Genomic DNA, 16,528 nt, shown 5'->3' with positions numbered 1-16,528 from the left:
TGGCCCTCAGGTCTGGCCCTCAGCCTGGTTCTCCGGCTTGGCCCTCAGGCCGGGGCCTCCGGCAGGCTCGGCTCCACCAGCGCGCCGCCCGGCTGCCGGGGGACGGCCGCCGGGTCGGAACCGCCCCGGCGGTGCGCGGCGAGTTCGAGCGCGGCCCCGATCCAGGCCGCACCGAAGGACCACGTCGCCAGCCACTCGCACAGGAACAGCGGCCGCACCGACCAGTCGGCACCGATCCCCGTCGCCCCGGCCGCGACGGAGAACACCAGGGCGACCAGGATCAGCACCCCGGCCACCAGGTAGGCCGCGCTCACCCGGGCCGGCTGGGTGGACCGGGGATTGCGGAAGGAGTAGAGGCAGAACATCGCCAGCATCACGAACAGCAGGCTCGCGAAGACCAGGTGGAACACACCGATGGTGCGCCGGACGTCCGACGCGCCGTCCGGCGACGTCGGGCACAGCGCGACCCCGACCGCGAAGAGCCCGGCCGCCGTGCTCCAGCGGTCGTCCCGGCGGTCGAAGCGGTAGCAGATCAGGAACACCCCGAGCGCGCACAGGGAGCCGACGAAGATGTTCCGGGTGTCGGTGTAGTACGAGGCGCTCATCGAGCCCGGCCAGAAGCCGTCCGTACTGCGCCCCGTCACCTCGGCGGCCAGCCAGTTGCCGAACGGCAGGGCCGGCGGCAGCAGAATGCCGATCAGCCCGACGCCGAGACGGAGAAACGTGACGGTCCGTTCGTCCTGGACACCCCGCCGGGCGTCCGAAGCCTGCTGCGCGCGTGAGTCATGAGTCACGGACGCCTCCTTGCCTTTCGAGAGCGGCTGTCACCTGGTGTACCCGTTCCGGCAGGTGGGGGCACCTCGCGGGCCGGAAGGTTTTCCGACAGCCCGACGTCCCGACAGTCGACGGCCGGACAGCCGACAGCCCCGGCGTGGTCCGCCCACGCCGGGGCTGTCGGCCGTCGGACCGTTCTCAGGCCTTGAGGGGGTTGGCGGTCACGTCCACCATGGACTTGCGGAGGTCGGCGGTGCCGTACGTGTTGAAGTGGGCGACGCAGGCCAGGACCAGGAGCCGGGAGATCCGCGGATCGTGGATCCGGACGGCGTAGGTCGCCCGCACCCCGGCGTGACGGGTCAGTTCGAAGCCCGCCGACTCGGCCGACCGGTAGCGCAGTTCGAAGGGGAGGGCGGCATCGACCACGCCGCTGCCGAGCAGGGGAAGGCTGCCCCGCGCCTTGTTGGCGAGGCCGACGGGTTCGCCCTCCAGGACGGCGAGGCCGTTCTGGTCGAAGGTCCACACGTCGTGCCGCCAGGACCGCGAGCGGTGGCCGACCCGGCCGATCAGCGTCCGGTCGGCCGCTATGGCGGAGAAGTTGTTGACGTGGCCGATGAGTTGCCCGAGTCCGGGCCCGGCGAAGACCTGGTACGGCGCGCTGTGGTCGTAGGCCGCGTCCTTGTGCATCCGGGCCACCGGCCCGGGCGAGCCGTCGGCGTGCACCAGGAAGGTGGTGTGGGCCCGCCCGTAGTCGATGGCGACGGTGAAGGCGGTGAGGGAATCGATCATCGGCGATCGCCTCCGTGGTTCACGGCCGGCGGTCCGGCCTTGGCGATCAGGGAGTTGAGCAGGGCCGCGCCGCGGTCGGCGTCGTCGACGCTGACCGCGAAGTCCGTGCCCTTGCGGGTGCGGACCACCAGGCAGGGGCCCCGGCGCAGCATAACGGTGGTGCCCAGGCGGCTGATCCGGTAGCCCCAGCCGCCGGCCTGGGCGGGTGTGCGCACCTCGACCCGCGCCGACTCGAGCTCGGCGGGGGACCAGTGCCGGGCGGGCCGGCCGAACGGGCCGAAGCCGACCGTCAGGCCCCGGGCGGTCACCCGCGCCTGCACCGAGGAGCAGGCGAGGACGGCGACGGCAGGGAACGCGAACGGCAGGACGATCGCCCAGTCCAGCGCGGTCAGCCCGCTCGCGGCCGCCAGCACACCCGCCACCGCGACCAGCCCGAGCACGGCGGCCAGCAGCTGCAGCCACGGGTTCGCGGCCCGCGAGAGCCAGACGAACCGCTCGCCCGCCGGCACGTCCAGCGCCGGCGCCCCGGCCGCCGGACGCTCCTCGGCCCGGCCCCCGAACCGGCGGCCCGCCAGCCAGGCCAGCGCCCCGGCGACGGCCGTGGCCACCAGGACCAGGACCACCTCGATGCCCATCGGCGCGGCGTCCTGCCAGCGGGCGCGGTCCAGGTTGGCGTGCACGACGGCGGTCTGCGCCCCCGTCAGCAGCACCCCGCCGGCCGCCAGTGTCGCCGCCCCGCAGCCGGGCGACCGCTCGGCGCAGTACCGCTGCAGCAGCGCGGAGACCAGCACCAGGACCAGCCAGAGTCCTGCCGGGAACAGCGCGGCCCCCGTCAGTGACATCGAACCGTCCGGGTCCCGTCCGCCCCAATGGGTGGCCAGCGGGTCCGGCAGCCGGTGGCGCGCCGCCAGCGGCAGCGCGACCAGCAGCGCCAGTACGCCGACCGACCAGGCCGCCGCGCCCCAGAGCGCGCCCCGGCCCCCCGGTTGGTGCCCCTTCTCCCGGTGCCCCTTCGCTATGGGCCCCTCGTCCCTCACGACATCCCCCTGATCATGTCCACGAGATCGTTCGTGCTGTAGCCGGCCCGGGCCGCGTCGTCGACCAACTGCCGTACACGATCCGCGATTTCGGCGCGGGTGTCGGCGCCGGTGGCGATCGTGATGCCACGGCCCCGGCGGAACTCCAGCACCCCTTCGTCCCGCAGGGTGCGCAGTCCGCGCAGCACGGTGTTGGTGTTCACGCCGAGCGCCCGGGACAGCTCCCGGGCGGGTGGCAGCTTGTCCCCGGGGGCGCACTCGCCCTCGGCGACGGCTCGGCGGATCGCGCCCGCCACCTGCTCGTGCAGGGGCCGGGCGTCTCCGATGTCCAGCTTCAGCAACATGGTGCTAATGACACTAGCACCATGGTCGTTTTCTGCCGACCCGGGGATCCATGGTGATCCGGGCGGTCCGGCCTGCCTCCGCCCGGCCTCGGCCGGCCCGCACACCCGCGCCGAACGGACGGCGTATGGGCGGCGTTGGGATCGTCGCGTCGGGCGTCAGGGAGGCATCAAGAAGGGCCGGCGGACGCCCGGGCCGGCGGTTGGGTGGAGCTGTAAGGCCACCACGACACGAGGACGGATCATGCACGGCAACAGGCGACACCAGGACGGCGGGGCACCCAGGGTGCTGGTCGGAGTCAGCGGGTCGCTGGGGAGCCTGGCGGCCCTCCACCGCGGGGTGGCCGAGGCGCGGGCACGGGGTGCGGAACTGCTGCCGGTGCTGGCCTGGGAGCCCCCCGGCGGTGAGCACGGCTACCGGCGCTCGCCCTGCCCGCCGCTGCTCGCGGCCGTCCGGGAAGCCGCCGAACAGCGCCTGCACGAGGCCCTCGACTCGGCCTTCGGCGGCGCCGACCCCGGGGTGCCGCTGCGCCCGGTGGTGATCCGCGGCGAGACCGGCCCCGCGCTGGTCCACCTCGCCGACCGGCCCGGTGACCTGCTGGTCCTCGGGCAGAGCGGAGGCCTGCTGCGCCGCCGGCTGCGGCGCCCGGTGTCCGCGTACTGCGTGCGGGCGGCGGGCTGCCCGGTGCTGACCGTACCGGTGCCCGAACTGCTCGCCGAACTGCGCGAGCTGGAGGCGATCCACCGCCGGTCCCGCCGGTCCCGCCGGCACCTGCCGGTCGGCCCGGCGCCCGAACTCCTCCCGGCGAAGCGGTAGTCGGCGGCACGGATGTCCTCGACTCACCCGGGCGGCACGCGGCGCGCCGCCACGACCGCACGAGTCGGAACGGCTGGTCGTCCGTCAGAACGGCTGAGCGACGTCGGTCAGCACGCCGGCCAATCCGTCCAGCAGGGCCCGGTTGGTGTCCCGGGCCAGTGGGGTGTCGACGTGGATGGTGTTGACGAACAGGCCGTCGTCGGTGCGGTGCAGCCAGTGCAGGAGCCCGTTGCAGCCGGAGACCCAGACGTGCATCCGGGCCCGCTGGGCGGCGTGCAGGTCGGCACCGGGCAGGCGGCGGAAGTCGATGTAGGAGAAGAAGTTCACCGCGTGCGGCCAGTAGTGCAGTCGCGCGTACTCGGCCGGGGCGAGCAGCCGCCACGCCTTCACGAAGTGCACTCCGGCGTGGGCCTGCGCCCGCCCGTAGGCGTCCTGGGCCGCGGTCAGCACGTCGGCGAAGCCGGCCCGCTCCCCGACCGGGAACTCGATCGGCAGGGTGTTGATGAACCACCCCATGGACTCGGCGTAGACGCCCCGGTCGCGCTCGTTGACCGGCACCAGCCCCCGGTACTCCGCCGGTCCGCCCAGCTGCCGCAGGGCGAGCGCGACGCCCGCGAGCAGTCCCATGGACAGCCGCCCGCCACGGGCCCGGCAGGCGGCGCCGAACTCCTCGGTCTGGCGGGCGGTCAGCAGCCGCTCGGTACTGGCCAGCGGCGCGTACAGCCGGCCGGGCCGTACCCCGAGGTCGAGCGGGAAGCGCGGGAACAGGCCGTCGTTGCGGTCGCGGAAGGCCCGCCAGTAGTCCAGCCGCGCGTCGTCGGCGTTCATCGCCCGGTTGGCGCGGCGCTGGGTGCGGCTGAACTCCAGGTAGCTGCCGGGCTCCTGCTCCTGAGCGAGGCCCCGGTAGGCGGTGGCGATGTCGTTGACGGCGATCGCGCTGGAGAGGCCGTCGGTGACGAGGTGGTCGCACGAGAACCAGACCGTGGTCGACTCCGGCCGCACGACCGCGCCCATCGTGATCAGCGGCCAGGCGAGCGTGTCCACCTCCCGGAACGCCTCGTGGAGGTGCCCGGTGACCTCGGCGGGAGTCTCCAGCGGGCCGACGTAGTCGTGCTTGAGGGCCACCTCGTCGGCCGTCAGGACCTCGCAGCCCAGGTCCCCGCCGAGCGGCTGGTAGACCGCCCGGAGCACCTCGTGCCTGCGCACCAGGTGGAGAAACGCTCCTTCCAGCGCGTCCAGATCCACCCGTCCGGGGAGCTCGAAGCTGGCCGCGACGTAGGACCGGATCGGTTCGTCGATGCTCTGGGCGTGCTGCGCCACGGTGAAATGTTTCGCCTGGTTGTAACCGGTCGTCCGGCGCGGAGCGGGCCCCCCGTCACCGGTCAGGGAGACCAGGTGCCACCGATGGGCCTCGCCCGGGTCGATCTCGGAGTCCTCGACTGAGATTTGGAGCATTCCGCCTTCTTCTGCCTGTCGTCGCCGGGTGGTGTTCCACAGCAGTCGCGCACCGGCCTACCAATCGATGCCGTACCAACCGGCCCAGCAGGTCATCGGATACGGCCGTCGCCCGATCGGGTGATGGGCGCGGGGGCCGTCGCCGGCACTGCCGACGGAACGGCACGGCGTTCGGGCGCGACGTACGGGCGCGACGTGGCAGTCGGTGGTGTGAGAGCGCACTGCCGTCATAGTGCCGGCCGAGCACCTGTGCGCTCCCAGAGCCGTCGCCACCCCGCCCGGACAACTCCTAGTCGGCCGACGGCAGTTCCTTCGGGACGGCGATGACGTCGACCAGGGCCCCGTTGCGCAGCACCGTGAGCGCCAGCGGGCGGCCGATCGCGTCGGCCAGCATCAGGCGCTGCAGGGACTGGGCGCTGCTCATCGGCTCTCCGGAGGCGGTGAGCAGCAGGTCGCCGTCGTGCAGTCCGGCCTGGCTGGCGGGGGCGTCGGCGATCACCTCGACGATCCGCAGGCCGGTGTGCTGCCCGGTGCGGTGGCGCAGGGCGGGCGGCAGCGGGGCGGGCACTCCGGCGAGGCCCAGGTAGGCGCGGCGGATCCGGCCCTCGGCGAGCAGGGCGGCGATGATCTGCCGACTGGTGGCGTCGATGGGGACGGCCAGACCCAGCCCGTTGCCGGCCACCGCCGTGGTGATCCCGACGACCTCGCCGTTCGCGGTGGTCAGCGCGCCGCCGGAGTTGCCGGGGTTGAGGGCGGCGTCGGTCTGGATGACGTTGTCGATGACGCGCACGGCGCTGCCGGAGCGGGCCGGGAGCGAGCGGCCGAGGGCGCTGACCACGCCCGCCGTGACCGTCCCGGCCAGCCCGAGCGGGTTGCCGACGGCGACGACCAGCTGCCCGACCCGCAGGGCGGTGGCCTCGCCGAGCCGCACCGGCGTGGGGGTCGGGCCGTCGGCGCGCAGCACGGCCAGGTCGGAGAGCGGGTCGGCGCCGATGGTGTGGAAGGGGGAGGTGGTGCCGTCGGCGAAGGCCAGCGTCCCGGCGTCGGCATGGCCGACGACGTGGGCGTTCGTGAGCAGGAAACCGTCGTCGGTGAAGACCACCGCCGAGCCGAGCGCGGTGCTGAACCAGCCGCCCCGGCCGCGCCGGGGGACCTGGAGCGCGGCGACGCGCGGCGTCACCGCGGCGGCCACGGTCGTGACGATCCGCGAGTAGGCGTCCAGCGCCTCGGCGGCTGTCTCGTCCGTCGCCGCTGCGTCCTCGATGGTCGCGTCCGCAGTGGGTACGTCCGCAGTGGGTGCGCCCTCGGCGGGTGTGTCCTCGGGGGGTGTGTCCTTGGGGGCGTGCTCGGGCCCGGGGAGGGTGTCGGCCACGGTGCTCACCCCTTTCGCCGGCGCGGGCTCTCCCGCTTCCAACAACGGTGCGCCGCCGATGCTTCCGCCACCGGCTCCTGATGCCGACTTGACGTGCGGGCGACTATAAAGCAGAAGCAAAGCGGGCGTATGGTATGGGCAAAGCTACCTGGGTGGGGAGGGTCCGATGGAGACCACGCTGGAAGCGGACTGGCACGCGCTCGGCACCACGGGCGGCGGCCAGCTCGGGACGGAGCACCTGCTGGCCGCGGTGGTGGGGTCGGGTGGCCCGGCCGGTGCGGCCCTCGCTGCCGCCGGGGTCACGGAGAGCGCGCTGCGGGCGCTGTTGCGCAACCGAGACCGCGACCGCGACCGTGACGGCGGCGGCGGCGACCGGAGCGCGGACGACGAGGCCGGCGCGGGCGTGCCCGCCCGGGAGGTCCTCGGTCCGGCCGGGGCCCCGGACCTCGTCCTGACGGGCGCCGCCGCCCGTGCGCTGTCCGCCGCGGTGACGTCGGCCCGGCACGGCGGCGAGCGGAAGCTCACCGCCGAGCACGTCCTGCGGGCCCTGCTCGCCGACGACCGCACCCGCGCCGTCGAACTGCTGCGCGCGGCGGGCGTCGCACCGCAGACCGTCCGGGAGCGTCTGGACGGGGCGCCTTCCCAGCCGGAGGGCGTGCCGACCACACCAGGCGCACCGACCGCGCCGGGCGCACCGACCGCGCTGGACCCGTTGCTGCTCCCCACCCGGGACGCGCTGCTCGGCCGTCGGTCGAACCGACGCCCGCTCTGGAGGAGGTTGTTGAAGCCCGGTACGGCTCGTGCGGCAGGTCCGGCGGCGCCGTCGTCGGACTGGATCCGGCGGGAGACGGACGAACAGGCGCAGCGCCTCGGCCGCCGGACGCCCGGTACCGAGCACGTCCTGCTCGCCCTCCTGGCCGTCCACGAAGTCCTGGGCCGTCAACCGCAGCCGGACGTGGACGACGCCGGCGGCGAGCTGCTCGCCCGGGCCGGCCTCGACTACGCCCGGGCCCGCGCGGCCGTCACCGCCGGGACGGTCGCCCTTCCGGCCGATCCGCGTTCCGTCGAGGCGTACCTGGTCGGCGCGGCGCCCGGCCCGCTGGTGCGGATGCTGCTCGACGAGGACACCCGGGCCCGGCGGCTGGTCGAGGCCCTGGGCGTGGGCCCGGGCGCGGCCCTGGGCGGGCCCGGTGGTCGTCCGGAGGGTCAGCCCGTGGTGTAGCCGCCGTTGGCGAAGCGCTCCGCGGGGCCCGGGCCCCGCGGAGCGCACCGGGACTGCTAGAGCGCCGTGGCGGCGAGGGCGATCGAGCCGAGCACCGCCAACACCCCGAGTGCGAGGAACCCGTACTCCAGCCCCACCCGCTCCCGCCCGTCCACCAGCACCTGCCGGGGATCGGCCGGGTCGTAGCGGACCCGCACGTAGCGGCCGTCCGGCAGCGGGTGGCGGGCGGTGGAGGGCACGGGGGAGAAGACCTCGACCACCCGGCCGTCGGCCGTCTCGAACTCCAGCAGCGGACGCGGCGGCAGCGCGCGGTCCTCCGGGCCCGAGGCGCGGGCGCGCACCAGTGCCGACGCCGGGACGCCGACCCGGCGCAAGCGTCGCAGCTCGCGCAGCCCGACCACCCCGGCGAGGTAGGCGACCACGCCGCCCAACGCGCCGAACACCACTACGGCGAACCCGGCCGTCCCGCCCACCGCGCCTCCCTGCCCGACGATTCCCCGAGCTTCCCGAGCTGCCCGAGGCCCCCGGGAGCTGCCCGAGGGTTCCCCGAAGCCCAGTATCGCCCACCGGCGGCACTCTTGACGCTCCGGAATGGTCCAGTCCACTGTGTAGTGGCATGTCCCTGTCGCTGACGAAGGAAGCAAGCGGCCTCGACCACCGAAAGGAGCACCGTCCGTGAAGCCGCAGTCCCCCCGCGCCCTCGGCGTCGTCCTCACCGCTCTCGCCCTCGGCGCCGCCGCCCCCGCCGGGGCGGCCGAACCGGCGGCTCCGGCCGCCCCGGCCGCGACCGTCGTCAAGGTCGGCACCGCCAAGCAGCTCCAGGCCGCCCTCGCGGCCGCCGCGCCCGGCCAGACCATCCAGCTCGCCGACGGCACCTACTCCGGCAGCTTCAAGGCCACCGCGCCCGGCACCGCCGCCGCCCGGATCACCCTGACCGGCTCGGCCAAGGCCGTGCTCACCACCCCGACCGGCGGCGGCTACGGCCTCCACCTCGACGGCGCGAGCTACTGGACCGTCCACGGCCTGACCGTCACCGGCGCCCAGAAGGGCATCGTGGCGGACGCCGCGAACTACGTGGTGCTGGACGACGTCACGGTCCACCACACCACCATGGAGGGCGTGCACTTCCGCAACTCCAGCGCCCACGGCACGCTGCGCGACTCGCGCGTCCACGACACCGGCCTGGCCCGGGACGGCCTGGGCGAGGGCGTCTACGTCGGCACCGCCAACACCCTCTCCGACCGCAGCGACCACGTGCAGATCGTCGGCAACACCTTCGGCCCGAACATCGGCGCCGAGAACGTCGACCTCAAGGAGGGCACCACCGGCGGCCTGGTCTCCGGCAACTCCTTCGACGGCGACGGCCTCACCGGCCGCAACTACGACGACTCCTGGGTCGACGTGAAGGGCAACGGCTACGTCATCGAGAACAACACCGGCAGGCGCACCACCGATGACGGCTTCCAGACCCACAGCGTCCGGCCGGGCTGGGGCTGCGGCACGGTCTTCCGGGGCAACCACTCCGACCTCACCGGCGCCACCGGAGCGGACCGGTACGCGATCGACGTGACCGACTACGACGCCGCGACGTGCACGGTGACGATCGGCGCGGGCAACACCGTCACCGGGGGCCGGGGCCTGGTGAACCCCGGCGTCCCGGTGGGGTAGCCGCTGGACCTCTGGGTCGGAGGGGCGGGAGGCGGAGGGGGCGGGGGTCGGGAGGATGCTGCTACAGCTCGCCGAGCGGAACGTTCGGGTCGGCCAGCACCTTGGAGTCCACCACCCGCCCCGAGCGGACCAGTTCGCGGATCGGGTCGGTGACGTCCCAGACGTTGACGTTCATCCCCGCCCGCACCCGGCCGCCGGACAGCCAGAACGCGATGAACTCGCGGGTGGCCGGGTCGCCGCGGAAGACCACCTGGTCGTAGCCGTCCGGCTCGACGTAGCCGACGTACTCCATGCCGAGGTCGTACTGGTCCGTGAAGAAGTAGGGGACCCGGTCGTACACCGCGTCCGGCTGTCCGAGGAGTGCGCGGGCGGCGGTCTGCGGCTGGTTGAGGGCGTTGGCCCAGTGCTCGACCCGGATGTGCCGGCCGAACAGCGGGTGGTAGGCGTTGGCGACGTCGCCCGCCGCGTACACGTCCGGGTCCGAGGTGCGCAGGTGCCGGTCGGTCTTGATGCCGTTGTCGACCTCCAGTCCGGCCGCCTCGGCGAGCCCGGCGGCGGGGGCGATGCCGATGCCGACCACCACCGCGTCGGCCGCCACCGTCGTCCCGTCGGCGAGCTTCACCCCGTTCACCGTGCCGCCGTCGCCGGTCAGTTCGGCCACCTTGACGCCGAAGCGCAGGTCCACGCCGTGGTCCCGGTGCAGGTCGGCGAAGACCTGGGCGACCTCCCGGCCGAGCACCCGCAGCAGCGGCAGTTCGAGCGCCTCCAGCACCGTCACCTCGGCGCCCGCCTGGCGGGCCGCGGCCGCCACCTCCAGGCCGATCCAGCCCGCGCCGATCACCACGATCCGGGCGCCCGGCCGCAGCACCGCCTTGATCCGGTCGCTGTCGTCGACCCGGCGCAGGTAGAGCACGCCGTCCTGGTCGGCGCCCGGCACCGGCAGGCGGCGCGGAACCGAGCCGGTGGTCAGCAACAGCTTCGCGTACTCCACCCGGCCGTCGTCGGCGAGCGTCACGGTGTGCCCGGCCGGGTCGATCGAGGACACCGCCGTGCCCAGGCGCAGCGTGACGTCGTGCTCGGCGTACCACTGCGGCGGGTGGACGTAGATCTTCTCCCGGGGCGTCTTGCCCAGCAGGTAGCCCTTGGACAACGGCGGCCGCTCGTACGGGCGCTCGTGCTCCTCGCCGATCAGGACGATGCGGCCCTCGTACCCGGCCTCGCGCAGCGCCTCGGCGGCCTTCGCGCCGCCCAGGGACGCGCCGACGATGACGATCGGGCGGTCCTGCCCGCCGCCCGCCCCGGTGCTGCCGCCGGTTCCGGTGGTGTCGCTGTCCGTGCCCGCCATGCTCGACTCCTCGTTCTCCGGCCGTGGATCCGGGGTCAGCCTGCCGCCGTCCGGGTGGTGTGTCGAGGCCGCGCCGGGCGCGCCGCGCCTCGCTCGCCCGTACGGGTGAACGCGGGGTCGGGGTGGACGACCGGCCCTATGGCGTCATCGCGTCCCTGACCAGTGCGGTGTCGGTGAACTGCTCGAAGCGGACGATCCGGCCGCCGCGCACGGTGAAGTGGTGGGCTACCCGGACCGCGAGCGGTTTTCCGGTGGTCTTGTGGACGGCCGTGTAGCGGGCCAGGACCACGACGTCCTCACCGTCCACCACGTAGGTGTCGTCGTGCGCGGTCCAGTTGTCCCACTCGGCGGCCAGCCGCTCCATCACGTTGGTGGTGACGCCCTTCGGGGTGCGGTAGGTGCCGGCCAGCGGGAAGCCGGCCATCTCGGTCCACTCGACGTCCTCGGCGAGCGTGGCGCGCAGCGCGGCCAGGTCGCCCCGGGCGGAGGCCAGGTACTGGCGGCGGACCACGTCGGCGGGGGCGGCGGACTCGGCGAAGGTGGCGACGTCCCTGGGGATCTCGATCATCGCGTGCTCACCCCCACGCCATCTCGCCCATGACGACCTTGGTGCCGATGTCCACCGCGATCCGCAGCCCAAGCTCCGGGAAGCGCCGCTCCAGGCCCTCCCTGGCGGCGGCCGCGTCCGCGGCCCGGCCGATCTCGGTCTCGAAAGCCCGCAGGTAGGCGCGGGTGTGGTCGACGGCGTTCAGGTCGGTCGGCGCGCCGGCGACCCGGTGGCCGGCCGCCACCCAGGTCGGATGGAGCGCCTCGATACCGTCCAGCAGGTCGATCCAGGCGGCCCGTTGGGCGGAGCTGGGGGTGTCGGCCGTCCACACGTGCAGGCCCTCGAAGAGCAGGACCCCGCCGAGCACGGCGCGGTGGTGGTGCTGCCAGAGGTAGTGCCGGTCCGGCAGGTGGAAGTCGGCGCCGCGCACCTCGAACCGGTGGCCCTCGAAGACGATTTCGTCCCCGGCCAGCACCTCGGGCCGCACCAGCCGGGTGGGCAGCTCGGGGCCCAGGTGGGACCAGGCGCGCAGCTTGGCGTCGAACGTCTCCTGGATGTGCTCGACCGTCGAGGGGGTGGCCAGGAACCGGGCCTGCGGGAAGGCGTCCTGGACCTCCTGGGCGCCGAAGTAGAAGTCCGGGTCGCCGTGGCTGACGAACACGGTGGTCAGCCGCTTGCCGCCGGCCCTGATCCGCTCGACCAGACGGCGGCCGTCGGACCGGGTGAACCCGGCGTCCACCAGCATGGCGTGCTGCGGGCCGGTGACCAGGACGGAGGTCTTGTTGAGCGAGCTGTCGGGGCTGTCGATGATCTCGAAGTCGAGTGCGCTCACGTTGGACTTCCTTCCTCGGGCCGGGCACGCCTCGCGGCCAGCATCGGCGCTCGGCGCGGCGCCCGCATCCGGAAAGCGTCGGCGCTTGGCGCGGCGCCCGCATCCGGAAAGCGTCGGCGCCAGGCACGGCGTCCGGCCTAGGCGCGGGTCCAGAGCGTGAGGTCGCTGCTGGTGGCCACCGCGAGGGTCCGGCCGGTGGGGGAGAAGCCGGCGGCGCGCAGGGTGGACCAGCCGGAGTTGAAGACGTGCCACCAGCACTCGGCGTGCTCGCCCTGCCACGGGCCCCGGCCGGTCGCGAGCAGCACCCGGTGGTGCGGCCACTCCGGGGCGGTGACCTCGACGTGCCAGCCGCCCTCGGCGCTGGTGTGCAGGCCGCCGCCCCACGTGCCGGCCACCGGGATCCGTACGTCCGAGACCTGGCCGAGGCCGGGGCAGCAGAGGTCCGGGCCGTCCGGGTCCTCCTCCGGGTCGTAGTCGCGCGCCACCTTGAGGCCCGTCACGGCGTCGAACAGGCCGTGTCCGCCGGACGAGACGGTCAGCACCAGGTCGTGCCCGCTCTCCGGGTGGACGGCGAAGCCGATGCCGAGCAGCCCGCCGACCGGGATCAGCCCCCGGCCGACCGGGCGCCACGGCTCCGGCGGGGCGGTCACCTCGGCGGCCAGGATCCGGTCCCGGAGGTGCTGCTGGTACGGGGTCAGGGCCATGCCACTGATCATCCCACCCGCCGGCCGACCCTACTGTGCCGGGCCCAGCCGCAGCACCGCCAGCGCCCCCAGCGCGGTGGCGGCGGCGAGCGGCAGCCACAGCGCGCCCGGACCGGCGGCCAGCAGGGCCGTCACCACCGCCGGCGCGGCCGCCCGGCCCACGCCCATCGACAGCTCCCAGCGGGCCAGCGCCCGCCCCAGCAGGTGCGGCGGGGCGACCGCCGCGACCAGCGCGGTCCCCGAACCGGTGTAGAGGATCTCGCCCAGCGTGTACAGCACCGAGACCACCGCGATGCCTGCCGTCCCCGGGGTGCCGCCCAGCGCCCCGGCTCCCCAGAAGCCCAGGTACGAGACCGCCAGCAGTGCCCCCGAGGCCGCCAGCACAGCGCGCCGCGAACGGTCCGCCAAGCGCAGCACCAGCGCCAGCTGCAGGGCGATCACCAGCACCGTGTTGCCCACGAACAGGCCCGAGGACCACGCCGGGGAGGCGTGCAGGTGCAGCACCAGCAGCGCGGGCAGCGCCACCTCCAGCACGTCGAAGCAGAACGCGTACGGCAGATTGGCGAGGCTCAGCAGACTGATCCGGCGCAGTGGCGCGCGCCGCTCCCGGGGACCGTCGTGCGCCGCCTTCGGCGCACCCTCCTGGCGGGCCCGCACCCGCAGCGAGGCCACCAGTGCGGCGGCGACCAGGCAGGCCGCGCCCGTCACCCCGGCCAGCAGCCGGATCGTGCCCGCCCCGCCGCTCACCGCCACGGTGGCCAGCAGCGCGCCCAGGCCCAGCCCCGCGTTGCGCACCGACCGCCCGGCGGCGAGCGCCGCGTCCCGCAGCCGTCCGTCGGTCAGCGTGCTCACCACCGCGGCGTGCGTCGTCGGCCAGGACTGGCTGCCCACCCCGAACAGCACCGCCGCCGCCGTGAACCCCGGCAGGCCGTCCGCGAGCAGCAGCGTCAGCGCGCCCGCCGCCCGCAGCAGCAGGGTGACGGCCGCGGGCAGGGTCCGGGCGCCACGGTCGATCCAGCGGCCGGTCAGCGGCACCACCAGCAGGCCCGCGACCATCCCGGCCGACAGCGCCAGCCCGACCGCCCCCGCGCCCAGGTGCAGCACGCCGACCCCGTACAGCAGCAGGAACGGTCGCAGCATGCCGCCGCCCACCGCGTCCACCGCCAGCGCGACGGCGTACCGGGGCCCGCCGGCGGCGGTCAGCAGGCTCAGCAGCGCGGACGGGCCCCGGCGGCCCCCACCGACCGGCGGGGCGGGCGGCTCCCCGCCGCGGACGGCGGCGTGGTCATGGACGGACTTCTCCTGAATCAGGCTCATGGCCGGTACCGTCCGCCCCGGCCGGGCCGCCTGGCACGCCGATTGACGGTTCCCGTCAATCGGGGGCGGACGTGGCGGCACGGGGTGACAGGATCTGCCGCGTGAGTGAGCGAAGCGAGGCAGGCATATGAGTGTGACCATCGACATCACCGGCTTGTCCGACGAACGCCTGCTCTTCACGCCCTCCCCGCTCGCCGAGCTGAACGCCATGCTGCACGTCCTCGCCGAGCCCGCGCACCACCCCGCGCTGCACGGCTGGGCGAGCAGCACCACCGCCGCGATCCCGCCGGAGCTGGCCGAGCGGCTCCTGGAAGCCGACTTCCTGTGGCGCTCCTCGCGCGCCGACTTCCTCGTCCCCGGCCTGCCCGGCGCCACCCTCGCCGAGGAACTCGACGCCGTCGACCGGATCGACGACGAGCTGTACGTCACCGGCGCCCTCATCACCACCTGCGGCTCCTCCCGGCTCAACCGCCGGACCGCCTCCCCGCTCACCGACCCCGCCGCCAACGAGCTCGCCCGCGACCTCGCCCTCGCCCGCGGCCCCCGGCAGGCCGCCTTCGCCGACCGGCTGCTCGCCGACCCGCCCGCCGTCCGGGCACTGGTACGGCGAATGCTGGAGGACTGCGTGCCGGCCTTCTTCGCCGACGCCTGGCAGCGCGTCCTGCCCGACCTCGCCGCCGACGCCCGGCGCAAAGCCGACCTGTTGGCCCGCCGGGGCCTCGGCGAGACACTCGCCGCCCTCTCACCATCCGTCACCCTCGACCAAGGCGACGGGCGGCGGCGGATCGTCATCGACAAGCTGCAGGACTCCACCGCCGACGCCGCCGACAGCGGAGGCGTCACCTTCATCCCCACCGCCTTCGGCCGCCCCCACCTCCTGGTCGTCTACGCCCCCGGCTGGCGGCCCGTCCTGCAGTACCCGACCGCCGAACCCGGCCTGCCCGAGCCGGTCTCACTCGCCCTCGTCCAGCAGCGCCTGGAGGCGCTCGCCCACCCCGTCCGGCTGCGCCTCGCCCGCACCATGGCCCGCGGCCCGCACACCACCGTCGAACTGGCCTCCGCCTGGCACCTCAGCGCGCCCGAGGTCTCCCGCCACCTGGCCGTGCTGCGGAAGGCCGGGCTGCTCACCACGCAGCGGCGCGGGCGGTACATGCTCTACCAGCTCGACCTGGCGGGCAGCGCCCGGCTCGGTTCGGACTTCCTGGAGGCGGTGCTCCGGTGACCCGGCGCGCGGCACGGGAACGGCGGCACGACGGCAGCGGCCGTGCGGGAACAGCGGGCAGGGGGAACGCGTTCGTCCGGGCATGACCGACGACGCTGCCGCCTCCTCCGGCTCCTCCGGCTCCTCGCCCGAGATCCTCCGCTACGCCGCCTTCGCCACCCGCCCCGAGGGCGGCAACCCGGCGGGCGTGGTGCTCGACGCCACCGGGCTGACCGACCCGCGGATGCTCGCCATCGCCGCCGAGATCGGCTACTCGGAGACCGCCTTCCTCACCGCCGGCCCGGCCGAAGGGGCGTACCGGGTACGGTACTTCAGCCCGCTCGCGGAGGTGCCGTTCTGCGGGCACGCGACGGTCGCCGCCGCCGTCGCCCTCGCCGAGCACATCGGCCCCGGGCGGTACGCCTTCGCGACGGCCGCCGGGGACGTCCCGGTCGAGGTCGAGCGCGGCACCGACGGACTGCTGCGGGCCACCCTCACCAGTGTCGAACCGAAGGTCGAGGAGGTCACCGCGGCCGACGTCGAGGAGGCGCTCGCCCTGCTCGGCTGGGCCGCCGCCGACCTGGACCCGGCCCTGCCGCCGCGCATCGCCTACGCCGGTGCCCGGCACCTCGTCCTCGCCGCCGGCACCCGCGAGCGGCTGGCCCGCCTCGACTACGACTTCGACGGCCTGGCGGACTACATGCGGGCCCGCGACCTGACCACCCTCCAACTCGTCCGGCGCGAGACGCCCGAGGTCTACCACGTCCGCGACCCCTTCCCGGTCGGCGGCGTGGTCGAGGACCCGGCCACCGGCGCCGCCGCGGCCGCGTTCGGCGCGTACCTGCGGGAGCTGGGCGCGGTGGCGGCCCCGACGGTCCTGACGCTGCACCAGGGCGAGGACCTGGGCCGCCCGGGAGTGCTGCGGGTCGAACTGCGGGCGGAGGACGCCCGCGTGCGGGTCTCGGGTACGGCGGTGGCGATGCGGTGATGGCGATGCGGTGATGGCGATGCGGTGAGGCCGGGGGGCCGGGGCCGGGGGCCGTCAGGGCGAGGGCTGCGGCAGGACCTGCCCGCCCTCGCCCGCGGCTCCTCGAAATCGGCCAGGTA

17 protein-coding genes are annotated in these 16,528 nt (G+C 74.7%); 5 read left to right on the top strand and 12 right to left on the bottom strand.

Annotated features, from left to right (window positions below; genetic code table 11):
* Window positions 1-44: 44 nt before the first annotated feature.
* The 4 genes from ACIBEC_RS10230 to ACIBEC_RS10215 form a co-directional block, all read right to left on the bottom strand.
* Complete coding sequence (locus tag ACIBEC_RS10230) at window positions 45-794, bottom strand: hypothetical protein (protein WP_360493754.1); 750 nt, start codon at window positions 792-794, stop codon at window positions 45-47.
* Window positions 795-972: 178 nt separating this feature from the next.
* On the bottom strand, window positions 973-1,563 hold the full coding sequence (locus ACIBEC_RS10225; protein WP_360493757.1) for a hypothetical protein: 591 nt from the start codon (window positions 1,561-1,563) through the stop codon (window positions 973-975).
* Window positions 1,560-2,600, bottom strand: coding sequence for a DUF1648 domain-containing protein (locus ACIBEC_RS10220; RefSeq protein ID WP_360493759.1), 1,041 nt, complete (start codon window positions 2,598-2,600; stop codon window positions 1,560-1,562). The genes ACIBEC_RS10225 and ACIBEC_RS10220 overlap by 4 nt, the downstream gene beginning before the upstream one ends.
* On the bottom strand, window positions 2,597-2,944 hold the full coding sequence (locus tag ACIBEC_RS10215; protein ID WP_360493762.1) for a GntR family transcriptional regulator: 348 nt from the start codon (window positions 2,942-2,944) through the stop codon (window positions 2,597-2,599). The genes ACIBEC_RS10220 and ACIBEC_RS10215 overlap by 4 nt, the downstream gene beginning before the upstream one ends.
* A gap of 241 nt (window positions 2,945-3,185) precedes the next feature.
* Between ACIBEC_RS10215 and ACIBEC_RS10210 the strand changes: the two genes are divergently transcribed.
* Window positions 3,186-3,758 carry a universal stress protein gene (locus tag ACIBEC_RS10210; protein WP_360493765.1) on the top strand — a complete coding sequence of 191 codons (573 nt, stop codon included), beginning with the start codon at window positions 3,186-3,188 and terminating at the stop codon, window positions 3,756-3,758.
* 84 nt (window positions 3,759-3,842) lie between these two features.
* Here the strand turns inward: ACIBEC_RS10210 and ACIBEC_RS10205 are convergent, their stop codons facing one another.
* The gene (locus ACIBEC_RS10205) at window positions 3,843-5,213 is read right to left on the bottom strand and encodes a condensation domain-containing protein (RefSeq protein WP_360493768.1); all 1,371 of its coding nucleotides are present in this window, start codon (window positions 5,211-5,213) and stop codon (window positions 3,843-3,845) included.
* A 289-nt stretch (window positions 5,214-5,502) separates the two neighbouring features.
* Entirely contained in the window at window positions 5,503-6,585 is a 1,083-nt protein-coding gene (locus ACIBEC_RS10200; protein ID WP_360493771.1) for a trypsin-like peptidase domain-containing protein, read from the bottom strand.
* 166 nt (window positions 6,586-6,751) lie between these two features.
* Between ACIBEC_RS10200 and ACIBEC_RS10195 the strand changes: the two genes are divergently transcribed.
* Entirely contained in the window at window positions 6,752-7,807 is a 1,056-nt protein-coding gene (locus tag ACIBEC_RS10195; RefSeq protein WP_360493774.1) for a Clp protease N-terminal domain-containing protein, read from the top strand.
* A gap of 56 nt (window positions 7,808-7,863) precedes the next feature.
* Here the strand turns inward: ACIBEC_RS10195 and ACIBEC_RS10190 are convergent, their stop codons facing one another.
* On the bottom strand, window positions 7,864-8,280 hold the full coding sequence (locus ACIBEC_RS10190) for a DUF3592 domain-containing protein (RefSeq protein WP_360493777.1): 417 nt from the start codon (window positions 8,278-8,280) through the stop codon (window positions 7,864-7,866).
* Window positions 8,281-8,482: 202 nt separating this feature from the next.
* Here ACIBEC_RS10190 and ACIBEC_RS10185 point away from each other — a divergent pair, with 202 nt between their 5' ends.
* On the top strand, window positions 8,483-9,475 hold the full coding sequence (locus tag ACIBEC_RS10185; protein WP_360493780.1) for a right-handed parallel beta-helix repeat-containing protein: 993 nt from the start codon (window positions 8,483-8,485) through the stop codon (window positions 9,473-9,475).
* Window positions 9,476-9,536: 61 nt separating this feature from the next.
* On the opposite strand, the gene ACIBEC_RS10180 is transcribed toward ACIBEC_RS10185, so the two are convergent.
* From ACIBEC_RS10180 to ACIBEC_RS10160, 5 genes are all read right to left on the bottom strand, one after another.
* Entirely contained in the window at window positions 9,537-10,820 is a 1,284-nt protein-coding gene (locus ACIBEC_RS10180) for an FAD-dependent oxidoreductase (RefSeq protein ID WP_360493783.1), read from the bottom strand.
* Between the two features lie 136 nt (window positions 10,821-10,956).
* Window positions 10,957-11,388 carry a nuclear transport factor 2 family protein gene (locus ACIBEC_RS10175; protein ID WP_360493785.1) on the bottom strand — a complete coding sequence of 144 codons (432 nt, stop codon included), beginning with the start codon at window positions 11,386-11,388 and terminating at the stop codon, window positions 10,957-10,959.
* 7 nt (window positions 11,389-11,395) lie between these two features.
* Entirely contained in the window at window positions 11,396-12,199 is an 804-nt protein-coding gene (locus ACIBEC_RS10170) for an MBL fold metallo-hydrolase (protein ID WP_360493788.1), read from the bottom strand.
* 137 nt (window positions 12,200-12,336) lie between these two features.
* Complete coding sequence (locus ACIBEC_RS10165) at window positions 12,337-12,903, bottom strand: hypothetical protein (protein ID WP_360493791.1); 567 nt, start codon at window positions 12,901-12,903, stop codon at window positions 12,337-12,339.
* A gap of 30 nt (window positions 12,904-12,933) precedes the next feature.
* Window positions 12,934-14,220 carry an MFS transporter gene (locus tag ACIBEC_RS10160; RefSeq protein ID WP_360493793.1) on the bottom strand — a complete coding sequence of 429 codons (1,287 nt, stop codon included), beginning with the start codon at window positions 14,218-14,220 and terminating at the stop codon, window positions 12,934-12,936.
* Between the two features lie 127 nt (window positions 14,221-14,347).
* On the opposite strand from ACIBEC_RS10160, the gene ACIBEC_RS10155 reads away from it, so the two are divergent.
* Window positions 14,348-15,442 carry a DUF5937 family protein gene (locus tag ACIBEC_RS10155; RefSeq protein WP_360493796.1) on the top strand — a complete coding sequence of 365 codons (1,095 nt, stop codon included), beginning with the start codon at window positions 14,348-14,350 and terminating at the stop codon, window positions 15,440-15,442.
* An 82-nt stretch (window positions 15,443-15,524) separates the two neighbouring features.
* Window positions 15,525-16,409 carry a PhzF family phenazine biosynthesis isomerase gene (locus ACIBEC_RS10150; RefSeq protein WP_360493799.1) on the top strand — a complete coding sequence of 295 codons (885 nt, stop codon included), beginning with the start codon at window positions 15,525-15,527 and terminating at the stop codon, window positions 16,407-16,409.
* Window positions 16,410-16,528 lie beyond the last annotated feature (119 nt).

This window comes from Kitasatospora sp. NPDC051164 (genome assembly GCF_044455625.1).
GTDB lineage: Bacteria > Actinomycetota > Actinomycetes > Streptomycetales > Streptomycetaceae > Kitasatospora.
Note: the sequence above shows the minus strand (reverse complement) of the source record. Positions and strands in the feature narration are given on the sequence as shown.